General features: G+C 62.0%; 15 protein-coding genes. 8 read left to right on the top strand and 7 right to left on the bottom strand.

All coding sequences use genetic code 11. The features are described 5' to 3' along the window. Positions 1-2: 2 nt before the first annotated feature. From JO015_12480 to JO015_12470, 3 genes are read right to left on the bottom strand one after another with little or no spacing between them, the layout of a single operon-like run. Complete coding sequence (locus tag JO015_12480; GenBank protein MBV9999913.1) at positions 3-551, bottom strand: hypothetical protein; 549 nt, start codon at positions 549-551, stop codon at positions 3-5. Beyond that, positions 548-1,351 (bottom strand): rod shape-determining protein MreC, encoded by an 804-nt coding sequence (gene mreC / locus JO015_12475; protein MBV9999912.1) that lies wholly within the window; start codon positions 1,349-1,351, stop codon positions 548-550. The genes JO015_12480 and mreC overlap by 4 nt, the downstream gene beginning before the upstream one ends. A gap of 14 nt (positions 1,352-1,365) precedes the next feature. Further along, positions 1,366-2,400 carry a rod shape-determining protein gene (locus tag JO015_12470; protein ID MBV9999911.1) on the bottom strand — a complete coding sequence of 345 codons (1,035 nt, stop codon included), beginning with the start codon at positions 2,398-2,400 and terminating at the stop codon, positions 1,366-1,368. Between the two features lie 183 nt (positions 2,401-2,583). Between JO015_12470 and JO015_12465 the strand changes: the two genes are divergently transcribed. Beyond that, positions 2,584-3,447, top strand: a complete 864-nt coding sequence (locus JO015_12465) for a hypothetical protein (protein ID MBV9999910.1) — start codon at positions 2,584-2,586, stop codon at positions 3,445-3,447. Positions 3,448-3,863: 416 nt separating this feature from the next. Here JO015_12465 and JO015_12460 read toward each other — a convergent pair whose 3' ends face one another. The 3 genes from JO015_12460 to moaA are packed head-to-tail and all read right to left on the bottom strand — an operon-like array spanning position 3,864 to position 5,805. Continuing rightward, entirely contained in the window at positions 3,864-4,349 is a 486-nt protein-coding gene (locus JO015_12460; protein ID MBV9999909.1) for a MogA/MoaB family molybdenum cofactor biosynthesis protein, read from the bottom strand. Next, entirely contained in the window at positions 4,346-4,804 is a 459-nt protein-coding gene (gene moaC, locus JO015_12455; protein ID MBV9999908.1) for a cyclic pyranopterin monophosphate synthase MoaC, read from the bottom strand. The genes JO015_12460 and moaC overlap by 4 nt, the downstream gene beginning before the upstream one ends. Then, complete coding sequence (moaA, locus tag JO015_12450; GenBank protein MBV9999907.1) at positions 4,801-5,805, bottom strand: GTP 3',8-cyclase MoaA; 1,005 nt, start codon at positions 5,803-5,805, stop codon at positions 4,801-4,803. The genes moaC and moaA overlap by 4 nt, the downstream gene beginning before the upstream one ends. Before the next feature lie 169 nt (positions 5,806-5,974). On the opposite strand from moaA, the gene JO015_12445 reads away from it, so the two are divergent. From JO015_12445 to JO015_12435, 3 genes are all read left to right on the top strand, one after another. Then, positions 5,975-9,244, top strand: a complete 3,270-nt coding sequence (locus tag JO015_12445) for a response regulator (protein MBV9999906.1) — start codon at positions 5,975-5,977, stop codon at positions 9,242-9,244. A 101-nt stretch (positions 9,245-9,345) separates the two neighbouring features. Next, entirely contained in the window at positions 9,346-10,818 is a 1,473-nt protein-coding gene (locus JO015_12440; GenBank protein MBV9999905.1) for a menaquinone biosynthesis decarboxylase, read from the top strand. 42 nt (positions 10,819-10,860) lie between these two features. Continuing rightward, positions 10,861-11,079 (top strand): hypothetical protein, encoded by a 219-nt coding sequence (locus tag JO015_12435; GenBank protein MBV9999904.1) that lies wholly within the window; start codon positions 10,861-10,863, stop codon positions 11,077-11,079. A 52-nt stretch (positions 11,080-11,131) separates the two neighbouring features. On the opposite strand, the gene JO015_12430 is transcribed toward JO015_12435, so the two are convergent. Continuing rightward, complete coding sequence (locus JO015_12430; GenBank protein MBV9999903.1) at positions 11,132-12,178, bottom strand: class I SAM-dependent RNA methyltransferase; 1,047 nt, start codon at positions 12,176-12,178, stop codon at positions 11,132-11,134. Between the two features lie 289 nt (positions 12,179-12,467). On the opposite strand from JO015_12430, the gene ndk reads away from it, so the two are divergent. The 4 genes from ndk (at position 12,468) to JO015_12410 (ending at position 16,957) form a co-directional block, all read left to right on the top strand. Next, positions 12,468-12,902 (top strand): nucleoside-diphosphate kinase, encoded by a 435-nt coding sequence (ndk, locus tag JO015_12425; protein MBV9999902.1) that lies wholly within the window; start codon positions 12,468-12,470, stop codon positions 12,900-12,902. Positions 12,903-12,985: 83 nt separating this feature from the next. Then, entirely contained in the window at positions 12,986-13,708 is a 723-nt protein-coding gene (locus JO015_12420) for an HAD family phosphatase (protein MBV9999901.1), read from the top strand. Further along, positions 13,705-15,063: an amino-acid N-acetyltransferase gene (gene argA / locus JO015_12415; GenBank protein ID MBV9999900.1), complete on the top strand. Its 1,359-nt coding sequence runs from the start codon at positions 13,705-13,707 to the stop codon at positions 15,061-15,063. The genes JO015_12420 and argA overlap by 4 nt, the downstream gene beginning before the upstream one ends. A gap of 178 nt (positions 15,064-15,241) precedes the next feature. Next, positions 15,242-16,957 carry a sodium:solute symporter gene (locus tag JO015_12410; protein MBV9999899.1) on the top strand — a complete coding sequence of 572 codons (1,716 nt, stop codon included), beginning with the start codon at positions 15,242-15,244 and terminating at the stop codon, positions 16,955-16,957. Positions 16,958-17,236: the final 279 nt, after the last annotated feature.

Here is a 17,236-nt window from a genome sequence, read left to right as displayed (position 1 = left end):
ATTTAGCTCACACTTCTAAGACCCGGGCGGAAGTGAAGAAGCTGCGCGAGCGGAGTAAGGATGAAAAATAAACACGGAGCGATTACCAAAGACATAATGCCAGGGCCCAGAATCCGCCATATTATTGCATCACTGTAGAAAAATTCACCACGCGCAAAACTTAAAATGATGTAATGGGCTGCCGGCAGGATCGGCGTGAGGGCTGCACTGAGTTCGGCCAGGAAGAGATGCCAGGTCCACCGGTACCGCAGGAACAGCGGGCGCACCCCGTGCATCACCAGTCCGGGCAGGAGGTACACGACGGCCGAGAGGCCGGCCGGAAACTCGATATGCGGCCCCGCCTGCGGCACGATCAGAAGATCGTGCATCAGGCCGGTGTAGAGCGTCAGCGCCAGCATGAGCGGAAACGGCAGGGCGACCGCCCCGTAAAGGTAAAGCGACGGCACGATCAAAATCGATGCCCCGTGCAACAGCAACACCGGCGGCAGATAAAACTGGAACAGAAACGCCCCTAGGATCAGCAGAAGCAGAACACAAAAGAAGCGGATCATTTCACGCCGCTCACGACGAAGACGTCGTGCATGTTGGCCAGATCGACCGACGGCCGGACGGTCGCGACCCCTTCCAACTCGCGCGACGTGAAGTCCTTGACGCTTCCGACCAGCACCCCGGACGGAAACACGCCCCCTGTTCCGGTCGTGAATACCTTCATCCCGGGTTTGATGCCGGCCGTCTTGTTCAGGAAACGGATAAGCAATTGAGGCAGGTAATTGGACGAGGCGCGCGTGCCGGACACGATCCCCTGTTCCTGCGTGCCTTCAATGCTGACCGATACCCGCAGGCTCTCGTCCGACACCAGGAGCACCACGGCGGTGTTCCGGCTGACGGTGGTGACTTTGCCCGCCAGACCACTCTCCGTCAGGACTGCCATGTCGGTCGCAATGCCGTTCGCACGGCCACGGTCAATCACGCAACTGTTCCACCAACTCACGTTGTCCCGGGAGATGATGTGCGCCGGGATCAGGCGAAACTGCGATTGTTCACGAAAATCAAGGGCTTTGGCCAGCCGGTTGACCCGGTCCTCCAAACCGCGCAGCATCGAATTCGCGGTGCGGAGTTGCTCGTTCTCAAGGCGCAGCCGCTGATTCTCGCGTTCGAGCTCATCCAGGCGCTTGAGCCCGCCCTGCACGTCGCCGATCTTTGCCTGCATCGACGCGCCGGTCTGGAGGACCGGCAGCACCATCTGCAGCAGGGATCCTTGCATCTGCTGTTTAACGCCGGCCGGCAAAACCACCAGCAATCCCACGAGCACCGCAAACGATACCAGGGCCAGAATGGACGAGCTCTTCATGAGAGCTGCTTGCATCAGCGTAGCGGCCGGTCAGAAGAAGCAACCTGACGTAAAAACTTGATTTCGCTCAACGCGCGGCCTGTGCCTTCAGCGACGGCGCTTAACGGATCTTCCGCCACATGGACCGGCAACCCCGTTTCTTCCTGAAGCAAACGGTCCAGCCCGCGCAGCAATGCGCCGCCCCCGGCCAGCACCAGGCCGCGGTCGACCAGGTCAGCCGAGAGTTCCGGGGGACACCGCTCCAGGGTGACGCGCACCGATTCAACGATCGTTGAGATCGGCTCAAGCAGCGCCTCGCGAACCTCCTGGGAAGTGATCGTCAGCGTTTTAGGCAAACCCGCGACCAGGTCTCGCCCTTTCACCTCCAGGCCGGTTTCCTTTTCCAGCGGGTACGCACTGCCGATCTTGATCTTGATTTCCTCCGCGGTGCGTTCGCCGATCATGAGGTTATAGGCCCGCTTCATGTAGCTCGCGATCGCTTCGTCGAGTTCATCCCCCGCCACGCGCACGCTGCGGCTGAACACGATGCCGGACAGCGAGATCAGGGCGACTTCCGTCGTGCCGCCGCCGATGTCGATAATCATGTTGCCGGCCGCGTCCTGTACCGGCAGGCCAACCCCGATGGCCGCCGCCATCGGTTCCTCAATGAGGTAAACCTCGCGCGCCCCGGCATGGGCGGCCGATTCCTTGACCGCGCGTTTCTCCACTTCGGTGATGCCCGAAGGGACCGCGATGACCACCCGGGGCCGAACCCACTTTCGGTTATGAACCTTGGCGATGAAATGGCGAAGCATCGATTCGGTCATCTCAAAGTCGGCAATGACGCCGTCCTTGAGGGGACGCACCGCCACGATGTTGCCGGGGGTTCGTCCCAACATGCGCTTTGCCTCGTCCCCCACCGCCAGCACCTGGCTGGTTCCGGCCCGAACCGCCACCACCGACGGTTCCCGCAGAACAATACCCTGGTCCTTGACATAAACCAGGGTGTTGGCGGTCCCTAGATCAATTCCGATGTCGTTTGAAAGTAAGCCGAGGACGCCGTTAAACATTCAAAATCCGCTTTCCTTACTTAAAACTCCGATCAACAAACCAAGCGGTCGACGCTTTACCCGCGTCGAGTTCATCTGCCCCCTTGCCTGTGCCCGCTCTTCGAAAGCCAGCCTGTATCTAGGTACAGGGTCACGTATCGTCAAGGAAACAATCTGACTTTAAGATTAAGGTTCTGATCACCGATGAACGTGGCGGTTAAGTCCGGGGTACCCCGTATCTCCCATAGTTTCCTCCTAGCGTTGTACCTTCTCGAATTTCTAGGCGCAAGCGCCGTCGCCGGTCTCGGCTGGATCACCTGCCGGGCTCTCGGCGTGCCGTGGCGCACCTCGTTGCCGCTCTGGTGGGCGGCTTACCTGTTCGTCTACAACAGCGACCGTTTGTACCGTGACCCTGCCGACGAGACCAATACGCCGGTCCGCAGCGCCTGGGCCGAACGTTTGCGCCCCTGGCGGTTGGCCGTAAGCGCCGGTGCGGCGATCGTCTTGCTCTTCTGGCCCCTTTTTACCCGGCAGGCCGAACTCCTGCCCGTGATCGGCGTCGCGGCGGGAGCTTTGCAATTTTACTCCCGGCCTTTTCCCTTCTTCTGGCGGCGTCGCCTCAAGGATTTGCCGGGAATCAAGTCGTCGCTGGCGGCGCTGGCCATTTCCGTCATGCTGATTGCCTGGCCGTGTTGGGAGGCCGGCCGGAGTTTTGGTCTCAGAGAGTGCCTTGTATTTACCTGGGGTTTCCTCGCCTTGCAGATCAACGCCCTGGTCTTTGACGTCCGGGACCTGCCCGGTGACCGGCGGTGCGGCACGCGCACCGTGGCCGTCTGGCTCGGCGGCGAACGTACCTGCCTTTTGATCTGCGCGCTGCTCTGCCTCTACGCGGGCCTCGGACTCGTCCTGCAGCGCCAGCAAGTGCTGACGAGCGGGACCGCCGCCGCCGCCGGGTGCGGAGCGGGCGCCCTCGGTTGGCTGGTCGCGTCTTCGTTTCCCTCCAGATTTTGGATGGGCGTGGCTGCCGACCTGTTCCTGGTGGTGCCCTGCCTCGGAGCTTGGACGTGACGGGTGACGGGTAACGAGTAACGGGTAGCGGGTAGCGGGTAACGGGTAGCGGGTGACGGGTAACGGGTAGCGGGTAGCGGGTAACGGGTGACGGGTGACGGGTGACGGGTGACGGGTGACGGGTGACGGGTAGCGGGTGCTCAAGGGAACCTTGCAGGCCAGGGGTGTTTACGGCCGAAAACCGCCCAGGGAGGCGCAACCCGTTATACCAATTCCAGATCAAAGAGATAGTTTACGGGCTGTGGGCGTGTTTTGTGCTTAAGAGAATAGATTCGGGCACGGATCACGTCGAACCATCTGCGGCCCAGGAACTTGATGGGTTTTTGTCACCCAGCACCTCCCGAGCCAAGTCCGGGTAAACTATCTCTTTGATCTGGAATTGGTCTTACCCGTTACGCGTTACCCGTTACCCGTCACTAGCAACTGTCCGGTATGTTGGCCGCAATTTTAACCGCGTGGGGAATCGCTCCGGCCACGAACCCCAGGCAATCCACCGCTCCTTGCGGTTTGCCGGGCAGCGCGATCACCACCGCGCTGCCCACGATGGCGGCCAGGCTCCGGGAAAGGATCGCGTTCGGGGTCAGCTTCATCGATTCGGCCCGCATCACCTCGCCGAATCCGGGGAGTTCCACGCGGGCAATGGCGCGGACGGCCTCCGGAGTAACATCCCGGAGCGCGATCCCTGTGCCGCCGGTCGTCAGGATAAGACCGCACCCCTGCCGAACGAACGACCGTATACAGGTCTGAATGCGGTCCTCTTCGTCGGGCACCACCGCCTCGGCAACGACTTCCCACCCTCGGGCGTGAACGGCGGCAGCCAGCGCCGGTCCTCCCAGGTCCTCGTAGATGCCCTGCGCCGCACGATCGGAGACGGTGATAATCCCCACTCGCAAAATGTTCATGCCGGAGACTTCGTTTTTGAAACCAGCCGTACCCCGTCGATGGTCATCGCTTGATCCACGGCTTTACACATATCGTAAATGGTGAGCGCCGCCACGCTGACGCCGGTCAAAGCCTCCATCTCAACCCCGGTTTGCGCCGTGGTGGTGACCTCGCATTCGATCCGCAGCCCGTCCGGCTTCTCTTCGAAATCGACCCGGACGTGTTGCACCGGCAACGAATGGCAGAGCGGGATCAGTTCGTCCGTCCGTTTAACCGCGGCAATCGCCGCCACCCTGGCTACGACCAGCACGTTGCCTTTGGCGATCGTGCTCCGGTTGATCTTCTCGAGCGTGGCAGGTTGGAGCCGGATCAGCCCCTCCGCGACCGCCACCCGCTTCTGAATCGGTTTATGCGAAACGTCCACCATCGCGGCCGTGCCGTCCGCCTGCAGGTGGGTCAGCGAGGGATTGTTCATCCGCCGATGGCCACCATTTTTCGGCCCGGTTGATAGTTAAGGCGGAATGCGTGCTGCTCCGGCTTGCGCGCGACCACGTCCAGGATGAACCGGCGCAACTCCGCATCCGAGGCGCCGGCACGGAGCGGCTGCTTGATATCGAATTCCAGGTGGCTTCCCAGGCAAGGGCGGATTTTGCCGTCGCAGGTCAGGCGCATCTTGTTGCACGTCTCGCAGAAGTGCAGATCCGTCATCGCGCCGATAAAACCGATGCGTTGTCCCGTGCCGGAAATTTTCCAGTAAACGGCCGGCCCGTTCGTCCGAAATGCCGGGTCGGGAATCAGTGGGCCGAACCGGCTTTCGATCCGGCGGCGCGCTTCGGCGATCGGCAAAAAGTTATCGTCCCCGAGGACGTCGGCGTCGCTCACCGGCATCAATTCGATAAACCGGATCAGCAGGTCTTCCTGGCGCGCGAATTCTATCAGGTCTCCGAGCTGATCGCCGTTTCGCCCGCGCAGCAGCACGGCGTTCAGCTTGATTTTCTCGATCCCGGCCCGCTTCGCCGCCGCGATGCCGGCGAGCGTAGTGGCCAGGTAATCGCGCCCGGTGATCTGGCGGAACGTAACGGGATTGAGCGAATCGAGCGAAATATTGGCCGAATTCACCCGCAACCCCTTCAGCTCCTGCGCGACCGTAACGGCTCCGGATCCAACCTCCCGCGCCAGCAGCGAACCATTGGTTGAGACACCGATGTCGCGGATCACCTCAATCCTGCTCAACAACCGGAACAACTCCAGGACGTTGCGCCGGGTAAGCGGTTCGCCGCCCGTGACCCGGATCTTGGTTACGCCCAGGCCCGCAAAGACCTGCGTGAGACGAAAAATTTCTTCGAAAGTCAGGATCTCCGCGTGGGGCAGCCATTCCTGGTGATCCTGCGGCATGCAATAAAGACAACGCTCGTTACAACGATCCGTAACCGAAATGCGCAGGTAAGTGATGTGATGGCCAAACGGGTCATGCATGCGGAGATGATCAACTTTACGCCCTTCGGCAGGCACTGCAATACCGCCTGGACGGCCAGTCCTGCCTGGACGGCTAAATACACCGCCGCGGGGGACGATTAAGGGGTGATGAAGTCATTCCTCTGGCCATAACCCTATAGATTTCTGTTTCGCCCGAAATCATCGCATCATGTCACTAACGAAGAAAATGGTGCTGGCCTTCTTGCTGGTGACGGGGGTTCCGCTCGGAGTGACGTTCTGGACGGCAGACCGGACGATCAAGGAAGCACAGCAGCAAGCGGGCGCACGGCTCGAAGAAAGCGTCGCTCAGGCCGGCCGGCGCATGGACGAGTTTGTGTTCGACTTTATCCGAGTGATGCGAGTGCTGGCCGCAGACCCTGATTTGAGGTCGGCAGGGTTGTCCGGCCGAAGGGAGCATTTAACGCGTTTTGCCGAGTCGTTCCACTATTTTGCCGAGCTGATGTTAGTCGACCCTCAGGGCGGCGTTGTAGCTTCGTCCTACCCCCCCGCAGAAGGCGGATCGCTGTTTTCCCGTTACAACATCTCAAAGGACGAGTTTGAGCAGGCGCTTCACGGTCCCCCGGGCGCGATCCGCATTTCAGACTGCTTGAATGCTTCGGAATCGCCGGGCCAAGCTGCCGCCGGAGCGGGGGACACCGGCGCTGCCGATTCGCTTTTGGTATTGACGCCCGTCCCGGATCCCGATGGCTGCTGCGTGGGTGTGCTCGCCGCTGAGGTCACGACCCGGCACCTGGCAGATCTGCTCCGGGACCTGGCGCAGACGGCGGGCAACGGTGCGTCTGCCTATTTACTGGACAAGGAGGGGCGCGTGCTGATGGGCACCGATTCCCAGACCAGACGTTTCGCCGTGCACCCCGACGTGGCGGCCGGGATGCTGAGGCAGCTGCTCAGCGGTCGCGACAACCCTTACCTCGTGTACACGGACCGGCTGGGATGCAGGCGGATCGCCGGGTACGCAGCCCTCGGAAACGACCGCGCCGCCCGAGCGGGCGACTGGCGGCTGATCACCCTTGCGCCTTACGACACGGTCATCGCGGCGGCGACGAAATCTGTGGACCGCGTGCTGGCCAGCCTGGTGGTGACTCTCTTGTGCGCAGTGGGCCTCGGCCTCGGGCTGGCGCGCCGCCTCGCGCAGCCGATCTTGGAACTGACCGAGGGCGCCAGAATCATCGCCGCCGGCCGGTTTGGCGCCCGCGTCGGCGTTTCCTCGCACGACGAGATCAGCGTCCTGGCGGCGGCGTTCAACCAGATGGCCGAAACGCTCGAGAGCAATCTCCGCGCGCTGCGAAGCGAGGTCGCCGTACGCACCGAGGCTCAGGATGCCCTGCGCCATGCCAATGACGACCTCGAGCAGCGGGTGCAGGAACGCACGGCCCAACTGACGGCCGAAGTTGCGGAACGCAAACGGGCGGAAGAGGCAATGCGGGAACGGGAAGCCCAATTGGATGCTTTCTTCGACGGCTCGCCGGTCGCCCTCGCGCTGGTGGACCCCGGGTTGCGGTACTTAAGAGTCAACCGCCACTTGGCCGAAATGAACGGGCTAGCGATGCACGAATGCGCAGGTAAACGCATCCGGGATATCGTGCCTGCAGACGTGGCCACCGCCGTTGAGGCCACCTTTGAACAAGTGTTTGCCACCGATAAACCCATCCTCGACCTGGAGCTTACCGTCCAGGATCACCGCTACCCCGGGGAACGCCGCTGGATGCGATGCTCCTACTTCCCCGTCAAAGGCGCCGACGGCAAGGTCAAAGCGGCGGGCGTCAGGCTGGTTGACACCACCGAGCGCAAACGTGCCGAGCAGGCCTTACGCGACGCCAAGACGGCCGCCGAAGCGGCAAACCGTGCCAAGAGCGAGTTCCTGGCCAACATGAGCCACGAGATTCGCACGCCCATGAACGGCGTGATCGGCATGGCGGGGCTCCTGCTCGACACGGCCCTCACGCCGGAGCAGCGCGAGTTGACCGAGACCATCCGCACCAGCGCCGAAGCCCTCTTAACTGTGATCAACGACATCCTGGACTTCTCAAAGATCGAGGCAGGCAAGCTGCGGTTTGAAGCGCTTGATTTCGATCTGTGCCGCATGGTGGAGGACACCCTGGAGACGCTGGCGATCCACGCGCAAGGCCAAGGTCTCGAGCTTATCGGCGGGATCGCGCCGGAAGTGCCCACCTGTTTGCGGGGCGACCCGGGCCGGCTGCGCCAGGTTTTGACCAACCTCGTGGGCAACGCTATAAAATTCACGGCCGCCGGCGAGGTGGCCGTACGGGTGACCTGCGAGCAGGAAGCGGCCGCGGACGCGCTGGTGCGCTTCGAGGTCCAGGATACCGGCATCGGCATTTCGCAAGACACTCAGGCGCGGTTGTTCCAGGCGTTTGTGCAGGCCGACGGTTCCATGACGCGCAAGTTCGGCGGAACGGGTTTGGGTCTGGCCATCTGCCGCCAACTCGTGGAACACATGGGTGGGCACATCGGTGTGAAGAGCACGCCGGGACAAGGATCGCTGTTTTGGTTCACCGCACGCCTGGTCAAACAGCGCGTCCCAGCAAAGTACGGAGATCTCAGGCATGGTTTGATCGCGACCCGCGCACTCGTCGTTTTCGATAACGCAACCGGGCGCGAGCTGCTCTGCCGTCAGTTGGCGGCCTGGCACCTGCGCGCCGACGCGTGCCGGACTGCTGAAGAAGCCCTGGGTCGCCTGCGTCGAGCCGTGACCGGGGCGGACCCTTACCGGTTGATGCTCCTCGATCTGGAGATTTCGGAGACGGACGGCCTGTCCCTGGCGCGGGCCGTCAAAGCCGAACCGGAACTGGCCGCGACCCGTTTGGTGCTTTTGACGCCATTTGGCAAGCCGCCGGCTGCGGACGCGCTCCGGAAAGCCGGCATCGCGGCCTGGCGTTCCAAACCTGTGCGCCAGTCCACCCTCCTGGATTGCCTGACCGAGGTTCTCGATCCGCACCCTGCCCCGCATTCCGCGGCTGCCGCGCCGTCCGGAACACCAGGTGAGGGCGGGCCTGCAGGCCGGATCCTGGTGGTAGAAGACAATTTGGTCAATCAACGCGTGGCGCTGGCACAGTTGCGCAAACTGGGCTGGTCGGCCAATGCGGTGGGCAACGGATACGAAGCGCTCGCGGCGTTGGAGCGCGTCCCTTACGAAGTGGTGCTCCTGGATTGCCAGATGCCGGAGATGGACGGTTACCAGACCGCAGCCGAAATCCGGCGCCGGGAAGGCCTCGGCCTGCTCGAACGGACCTGGATTGTTGCGCTCACGGCTCATGCCATGGTCGGAGATCGCGAGAGGTGCCTGGTGGCGGGCATGGATGATTACTTGAGCAAGCCCTTGCAGATCGAGAAATTGCGTTCTGCGCTTCTCCGCCGGAATCGGCCGCAGCCGGTTGCAGCCGATAACGGCCGGTAGCCGGAAGGCCGCCGCGTTCGCCCCGAGGCTAGTTCCGATCGACGATACCATTGATCAATGGGCGACGCTCGTGGATGGTTGGCCAAGCGACTCAGGCAATAATGGCTTATACTTCTTTCGCGCAATTTGTTTCGACCCTTGAGAAACGCGGTGAGCTGATTCGGGTTTCCGAACCGGTAGCGACCGAACTTGAGATCACCGAACTGGCCGATCGCCAGATGAAAGCGCCCGGCGGCGGCAAGGCCCTCTTTTTCGAAAAACCCACGATCGACGGGCGGGTGTCGGCTTTTCCGCTCGCCATCAACACCATGGGGTCGGAACGGCGCATGGCCTGTGCGCTCGGCCTTGAGTCGGTTAACGACCTGGCCCACCAGATGCAGTTGATCCTGAAAGCCAAACCCCCAACGTCGTTTCGGGAAGGTTGGGGATTGCTGCGCCAGGGGGTGGACCTGCTCCATGCCAAGCCGAAAAAAGTCGCGGGCGGCCCGTGCAAAGACGTCATCCACCGCTTCGAACCCGGTGATTCGTTTGACCTTTCGCAGTTGCCCATCCTGCGCTGCTGGCCGCATGACGGCGGCCGGTTCATCACTTTCCCCAACGTTTACACCGTCGATCCCGACACGGGCGCCCGGAACGTCGGCATGTACCGGATGCAGGTTTACGATGGCCGGACCACCGGAATGCATTGGCAGATCCATAAAGTCGCGGCCCGCCACGGCAAACGGTATTATGAGCAAAACAAACCGATGCCGGTTGCGGTTTGTCTGGGCGGCGACCCGGCTTACATCTTTGCCGCAACCGCACCGTTGCCCGATGGGCTCGACGAAGTCCTCTTCGCAGGTTTCGTCCGTAAGCGGTCGGTGGAGCTCGTCAAATGCGAGACGATCGACCTGGAGGTGCCGGCCGACGTCGATTTCGTTCTGGAAGGCTACGTGCAGCCGGGAGAAGTGCGGCCGGAAGGGCCGTTCGGTGACCACACCGGCTTCTACACCCCGGTGGACGATTACCCGGTTTTTCATCTCACCGCCATCACCCATCGCCGGGACCCGGTGTACCCTGCCACGATCGTCGGCATCCCGCCGATGGAAGACTTCTACCTCGGAGACGCGAGCGTCCGGGTTTTTCTGCCGGTCTTTAAAATGAATTTCCCGGAGATCGTCGGCATGGCGCTGCCGGCCGAAGGGGTCTTTCACAATCTCGTGTTTGTCAGCATCCGCAAACAGTACCCGTATCAGGCCTACAAGGTGATGCACGGCCTCTGGGGCATGGGTCAGATGATGTTCTCAAAGTACATCGTGGTCGTGGACGAGGATTGTGACGTTCACAATACCAGCGAGGTGCTGTTCCGGCTCTGCGCCAACACCGATCCCCAGCGCGATACCACGTTCATCAAAAATCCGGCCGACAGCCTGGACCACGCGCCTTCGGTCGCCAACCTCGGTTCCCACATGGGGTTTGACGCCACCCGGAAACTGCCGGCGGAAGGCTATCACCGGGAGTGGCCGCAACTGGTTCGAATGGATGAGGCGGTGAAAGCCCGCGTCGATGCGCTGTTGACATCCTCCCCGGCCTAAAGGCCGAGGATTCCTAAAACCGTGTTAGCTTCCGCTAAAGATATGAAGGGAGACCTCGAGCGCCTGATTTCTCCTCGCGCGGATTTTGTGCCGTTCGTGATCGCCCTGCGCAGCGGGGAATCCTTTCCGGTCAACACCGTCGAGCGGCTCATGCTCGGTACCGACTCGTTCTGCTACCGCGACCACGAAGGCTATTTTCGGGTCGTGCCTTACCGGGCGATTGACCAGCTCATTACCCAGGCGACACCGGAGGTTCATTGATTCGAACGGCGTCTACGAGCCAGTCACCGGTTCGTTCCCATTTCGCTACCTGTTACCGCGTTTCCAGCACGGCGACGGCTTCGATTTCGGCGGTTTGCGGAAACATGTCGAACGGCTGTACCTCGCTAATTCGGTAAGCTGAAGCCAGGCGCCTGAGGTCGCGCGCGAAGGTCGCCGGGTTACACGAGACGTACAAGACCCGGGCTGGTGGTTGAGTTAACGCCTGCTCGATTACCGCGGGGGTCAGTCCCTCCGACGGCGGATCCAGCACCAGGGTGTCCGGATGGGTTGCGCGCAGGACATCACCCAGAAGGGCGGCCACATCGCCCAGGTGGTAAGTCTCGTTGGGGTGGGCATTTCGGCGGGCGCTCGCAATCGCCGGTTCACTCCATTCGATGCCCGCCACTACGCGCAATCGAGGCGCAAACGCGTGCGCGAAAAAGCCGGAACCGCAGTACGCATCGACCAGGCTGTCTCCGGAGAGGTGCCGGCCCACGTATTCGAGCAGCAACCGGGCGACCCCCTCGTTAACCTGCTCGAAGGTGGTGCCCGTGCCTTTGCGCAGGGTCCGGTGCGTGCCGGGCGGCAGCCCCCGGCGCCGTAGCTCCGCCAGCTTGGCATTCACGGCGTCGCCGGCGAGGGGACAGCTCGCAATGTCGAGCAACGCATGGCTGCGAAGTTCATAGAAACCCAGCATGCCCTCCTCCGCATGAACCGTGATTCGATTCCGGTAACCGAAAGTCTGCGGGCTCGGTACGACCGGCGCCACCTCAACATCACGGAACTGACCGATCCGGCGAAGCGCCTGCGCAACCTGCCCCCGCTTCACCTCGAGTTGGTGCCCGTAACTCATGTGCTGGTACGCGCACCCGCCGCAACGGCCAAAATACGGGCACGGCGGATCGATTCGGTGCGACGACGGCTTCAACGGGCGCACCAGGGCAGCCCGTTGGAACCGGCGCCTGCGTTCGACCACCGCAGCCTCCACCGTTTCGCCGTCAATCGTAAACGGCACAAAGGTTACCTCGTTCCGCCAACGGCCCACGCCATCGCCGCCGAAAGCGATGTCTTCAATGGTCAAAGTGATCACCGGGTCCACGGCGGAAAAATGCCACAAAATCGGTAACGAGTAACGGGTAACGGGTAACGGGTAACGAGCGCGGCTCAGCGTGTGACGCTGAGGGCCGGGTAGCGGTCGTCAAATTCCACGTCCGAACGTGCCGTGGGGCTGCAATCCGTGGATGATTTCTCTTTTCTGCGTTCTTTGCATATTCTGCGGATGTTTTTGCCGAGTTTTCTGAATCCGCCGTGTGACGAACCCGTTACCCGTTACCCGTTACCGATTTTTCGCTTGTGGCATTCGTGGCATTCTTCGATGTGTGGCAGTCATGACCGATACTACCCTCCTATTGTTGAAGCCCGACTGTATCGCCGAGCGCCACGTCGGTGACGTCATCCGGCGCTTTGAAGAGGCCGGCTTCGAAATCGTAGGCTGCAAAATGATTTCCCTGTCTGAGGAGGTGCTGGCGGAGCATTACGCTCATGTCGCCAACCGGCCTTTCTACCCGGAACTGCGCTCGTTTATGCAGAGTAAACCGGTGATTGCTCTCGCGATCCGAGGCGAGGACGCCGTCGCCAGATCCCGGGACCTGATCGGACCGACGGACTCGAGAAAAGCGAGCAAGGGCACCATTCGCGGCGATTACGGAAAGGACGCAATGGAAAATATCGTGCACGGTTCGGACAGCGTCGAGAATGCGGCGGCCGAGTTGAAGCGCTTTTTCGCTCCTCACGAACTCTTTAGCGCGGAGGTCCGCAGCTGACGGGTCCGGCATGCGCTCGGAGGGGTTCCCCGTGCGAACTCCTTCCTGCTCGGTGACTCGTTCCGGTTGCCGTTTGCAAAACAATGATGAATTTACAGGCCCTGGTTTTTGATTTTGACGGCCTCGTCGTTAATACCGAGGAGCCCGGTTTCGTCAGCTGGCGCGAGCTCTACGAGGAGTTTGGGCAGACGCTGACGCTCCAGGATTGGACGGCGGCCACGGGGTACGTTGGAGGATTCGACCCGCACCGGCACCTTGAAGGGTTGCTGGGCCGCTCGTTGGATTGGTCGGTCCTCGCACCCCGGCGCGAGGCGCGGAATTGGGAATTGACGTTGCGGGAGCCGGTTCTGCCCGGAATCGAGCCGTTGATGTCGGCCGCCAGGACCGCGGGACTGCGGCTCGGGGTCGCGAGCAATTCGGGTTCAGGCTGGGTCGAGGATGGTTTGCACCGCCTCGGTCTGCGCCGTTTCATTGATGCGGTCGTTACCCGGGACATGGTGCTCAACCCGAAGCCTGCCCCGGACATGTATCTGAAATGCGTGCAGACCCTGGGGGTCGCCCCGGCCGCTGCCGTCGCGCTGGAGGACTCGGAACCCGGAGCTCGGGCCGCGAAAAATGCCGGCCTCACGGTGATTGCGATCCCGAACCAGTTCAGCGCGCTGCAAGACCTGTCCTTCGTCGATCTCAAGGTCGCCAGCGCTGCCGAACTCGATCTGGACCGGCTCCGGGCCCTGGTGCGCGCCGGAGCCGGAGACGCGTCTTCGTCCGGTGAGCGCTCGATGGCTGCCGCCGTTTCCCCGCCATGAAATTTCCGGAACTCCGCGGCATCCTGCAGTACGTCACGCATTTTCGCGACAAGCTTTTCGTACTCGCGATCGACGGCGACGTCCTGGCGTCGGAAAATTTTTCCAACATCCTGCTCGATATCGCGGTCTTGCGCTCGCTGAACGTACGGGTCGTGATAGTGCATGGCGCCGGCCGGCAAATCCAGGAGGCGGCCGCCGCCCAGGGCGTCAAGATCACCAGCGCGGACGGTCTGGGCGTCGTCGATGAGCCGACCCTGCAACTTTCGATCAGCGTGGCGATGCGCCTTGCCAACGACGTGATGGAAGGCCTGACGCAGGTGGATCTCCAGGCCGCCTACGCCAATTGCATCATTGCTCACTCGGCCGGGATTATTCATGGGGTTGACTACCAATGCGCCGGCAAGGTGGACAAGGTCGACGTCAAATTGCTCGATTTTCTGCTCCGGGAAGGGGTGGTCCCGGTGATTCCGCCCCTCGGCTTCGACGGCCAGGGGCGAACCTTTCGCGTCAATTCCGACCTGATTGCCCTCGAGGTGGCCGAAATCCTGAAGGCGGCCAAACTCATTTTTCTTTCCAACTTTGATGGCTTGGTCCTGGACGGTCAACGCATTGGCCACCTGGTCGTGGGCGAGCTCGAGGAACTCTTGCGCAAGCACCGGGATAAACTGCCGCGCAACCTGGCATCAAAACTGGACCACGCCGCGCGCGCCTGCCATTTCGGCGTGCCGCGCGTTCACCTGCTGAACGGCAACATCAACGAAGCGCTGTTGACCGAAGTGTTCAGCAACGGCGGCGTCGGCACCATGGTTTACTTAAACGAGTACGAGCAAATCCGGCGGCTGTACAAGAAGGACGTCCGCGCCGTCATGTCGCTGATCCAGCAATCGGTGCGCAGCGAGGAACTTGTCCGCCGGACCCGGGCCGAAATCCTGGCCGACATCGACGATTACTGGGTATTGGAAATCGACGGGCACATCGCCGGCTGCGTCGCCCTTTACCCGTGCCCGGAAGACGAGATCGGCGAATTGGCCTGCCTTTACGTCAGCCGATCGAACGAAAATCAGGGACTCGGCCGCAAATTGATGTCCTTCGTCGAGAACCTGGCGCGCCAGCGCGGGTTCACGCGGCTGTTTGCGTTGTCGACCCAGGCGTACGCCTACCTCGAGCAAAAGGGTGGCTTCGTCGAGGCCGGGCCGGAGATCCTGCCGCCCAAACGCCGCGAAAAGTATGAGGCCAGCGGCCGCAACTCACGGGTCCTGGTCAAGAATCTGCAGTCCAACCCTGAGGTTCCGCCTCCCGTGGTCGCGCCCGAACTCGGGATCGGCAGCCAGTGGCTGGTCACCCGTAACGGGTAACGGAGCGCGTAACGGGTAACGGGTAGCGGGTAGCGAGTAACGGGTTGAGGGACAAGGCGTTGATCGGTGGCCATTGGTCAACCGGGGACCGCCACCCGGCCACAGCGGGCGCAACGTAACGCTCGCCGCGCTGCGGTCACGCTTTACCCGTTACCCGTTACGCGCTCCGTTACCCGTTATGTCCTCGCTGGCTTACGTCCCACCATCCTGTTGGATCGACCTTTTTGTCCTCCTTGCCTATTTCACCCTGATCGCCGGCATCGGCCTCTGGGCGGGACGGTCCAATCGCAACCTGACCGAATTCGCCCTGGGGGGGCGCTCCATCCCGTGGTGGGCGGTGCTCGCCTCCATCATCGCCGCTGAGACCAGCGCCGCCACCTTTCTGGGTACCCCGACCGAAGGATTCAAGACCAGGAGCTTTGTTTACGGGCAACTCGCGATCGGCACCGTGCTCGCGCGCATCATCATCGCTTTCACGTTCATCAAGCCGTATTACCGGTATGGGGTCCAGAGCATTTACGAGTTCCTGGAACTGCGGTTCGGTCCCTGCACGAAAAATCTCGCGAGCGCAATCTTTCTGTTTACCCGGGTGCTGGGCATAGGCGTGCGCCTCTACCTCGGGGGCGCGATCATCAAGGTCATCTGGCACTACCTTTTTCCGGGTTCGGAAGTTAACCTGACCGTTTACTTCACGGGGATTCTGTTCATCACCCTGCTTACTACCATTTACACCGCCGCCGGCGGGATCCGGGCGGTCGTGTGGACCGACTTCATCCAGGCGTCGCTCATGCTCGGTTCCGTCGCGCTGGCGATCGGGCTTTTGTTAGTTTCCATTCCCGGCGGCTGGCATGAAGTGATAAGCCGGTTAGGAGGGTTCCCGCCCGTCCTGCAGTTAGGATTCAATCCCGCCGCCGGCTTCGGTTCCGCGCTCAAGGAAATGCTGGAGGAGCCGTACACGCTGGCTGCCGCCCTGGTGGCTTCTACCTTCCTGACCATGTCAACCCACGGCACCGATCAGGACATGGTCCAGCGCATGCTCACCGCGCCTGACTTCCGCAAATCGCAGATCTCACTGATGCTGAGCGGTCTCGCCGACCTGCCGATTGCCGCGGGTTTTCTGTCGGTGGGCATCCTTCTCTGGGTCTACTACCAACGCTTTCCTGACCCGCAGTTGCCGGCCGCGGATAACGAGATCTTTGCCTACTACATCGTCTCCCGGATGCCGGTGGGCGTCCGCGGCCTGATCATCGCAGGGGTCTTCGCAACCATGATGGGCTCGACTTCGGCCGCCCTGAATGCGCTCGCCACGAGTTTCACCAAGGATTTTTACCTGCCGTACCTGCAGCGGCGGCGCGGCCCGGCATCGGCCGTCAGAGCGGCTCGGGTGGCCACCGTGGTTTTCGGCGCCCTGATGATCGGCGTGGCCACGCTCGCCGCCAACGCCGTCCTGCAGAATTCCAAGCTGACGATCCTGCCGATCGCGCTGGGCTGCCTCGGCTACACCTACGGTGCCTTGCTCGGGGTTTTCCTCGTCGGGTTGCTCACGCGCACGCGCGGACGGGACGAAACTAACATTATTGCGATGTTAGCCAGTATGGCTGCCGTCCTGGTGCTGGGACGTGTGAAGCTTCCGGCTGTCGATCCGGTCGCCCTGGTGCTCCACGGGCGATGGCAGGAGAAGCTGTACGATTTCGGTGCGCCGCTGCCGGCCTGGTGGCCGACCGTCGCCTTCCCGTGGTACGTCTTCATCGGCTGCGTGACCTGTATCGCCGTGGGCATTCTCTTTCGTACCCCCGGTGAACGCCTCAGGAGGATGGCCAGGATCGCAGGGGCGCCCCGCGAGGTACGCCCCCGGGATGAAGCCGCCGAACCGTTGAGCGGCGAAGTAGGGTAGGCTGACGCCCTGCCCATGGACGCGGAAACCGGGATCAGAAATTTCACGACTACAAGGCGCTTTTTCCTTGCTGAGGGTGGCGCGTCAGCCCTATCCTCGCCATCGCTCGACGTGAAAACCCGGGTCCGCGTGAATAACTTGTTAACAAGTCGACTGCGCACACCTTGGTCATGGAGCGTTTACGAGGGAATGCAGGTGGGCGTGCGCACCGCGCGCGCATGGGGTGGCATGAGGACCCTCTGAAGCTCCTGACCCAGGCGGCCGTTCGGCTCCTATGCT

This window comes from Verrucomicrobiota bacterium, assembly GCA_019247695.1.
Lineage (GTDB): Bacteria > Verrucomicrobiota > Verrucomicrobiia > Chthoniobacterales > JAFAMB01 > JAFBAP01.
Note: the sequence above shows the minus strand (reverse complement) of the source record. Positions and strands in the feature narration are given on the sequence as shown.

Coding starts and splice junctions, on each gene's coding strand:
- moaC (MBV9999908.1), bottom strand. CDS start 4,804: ATGAACAATCCCTCGCTGACCCACCTGCAGGCGGACGGCACGGCCGCG.
- moaA (MBV9999907.1), bottom strand. CDS start 5,805: ATGCATGACCCGTTTGGCCATCACATCACTTACCTGCGCATTTCGGTT.
- JO015_12410 (MBV9999899.1), top strand. CDS start 15,242: ATGTCCTCGCTGGCTTACGTCCCACCATCCTGTTGGATCGACCTTTTT.
- JO015_12465 (MBV9999910.1), top strand. CDS start 2,584: ATGAACGTGGCGGTTAAGTCCGGGGTACCCCGTATCTCCCATAGTTTC.
- argA (MBV9999900.1), top strand. CDS start 13,705: ATGAAATTTCCGGAACTCCGCGGCATCCTGCAGTACGTCACGCATTTT.
- JO015_12435 (MBV9999904.1), top strand. CDS start 10,861: ATGAAGGGAGACCTCGAGCGCCTGATTTCTCCTCGCGCGGATTTTGTG.
- JO015_12470 (MBV9999911.1), bottom strand. CDS start 2,400: ATGTTTAACGGCGTCCTCGGCTTACTTTCAAACGACATCGGAATTGAT.
- JO015_12420 (MBV9999901.1), top strand. CDS start 12,986: ATGATGAATTTACAGGCCCTGGTTTTTGATTTTGACGGCCTCGTCGTT.
- JO015_12445 (MBV9999906.1), top strand. CDS start 5,975: ATGTCACTAACGAAGAAAATGGTGCTGGCCTTCTTGCTGGTGACGGGG.
- JO015_12460 (MBV9999909.1), bottom strand. CDS start 4,349: ATGAACATTTTGCGAGTGGGGATTATCACCGTCTCCGATCGTGCGGCG.
- ndk (MBV9999902.1), top strand. CDS start 12,468: ATGACCGATACTACCCTCCTATTGTTGAAGCCCGACTGTATCGCCGAG.
- JO015_12440 (MBV9999905.1), top strand. CDS start 9,346: ATGGCTTATACTTCTTTCGCGCAATTTGTTTCGACCCTTGAGAAACGC.
- JO015_12480 (MBV9999913.1), bottom strand. CDS start 551: ATGATCCGCTTCTTTTGTGTTCTGCTTCTGCTGATCCTAGGGGCGTTT.
- mreC (MBV9999912.1), bottom strand. CDS start 1,351: ATGAAGAGCTCGTCCATTCTGGCCCTGGTATCGTTTGCGGTGCTCGTG.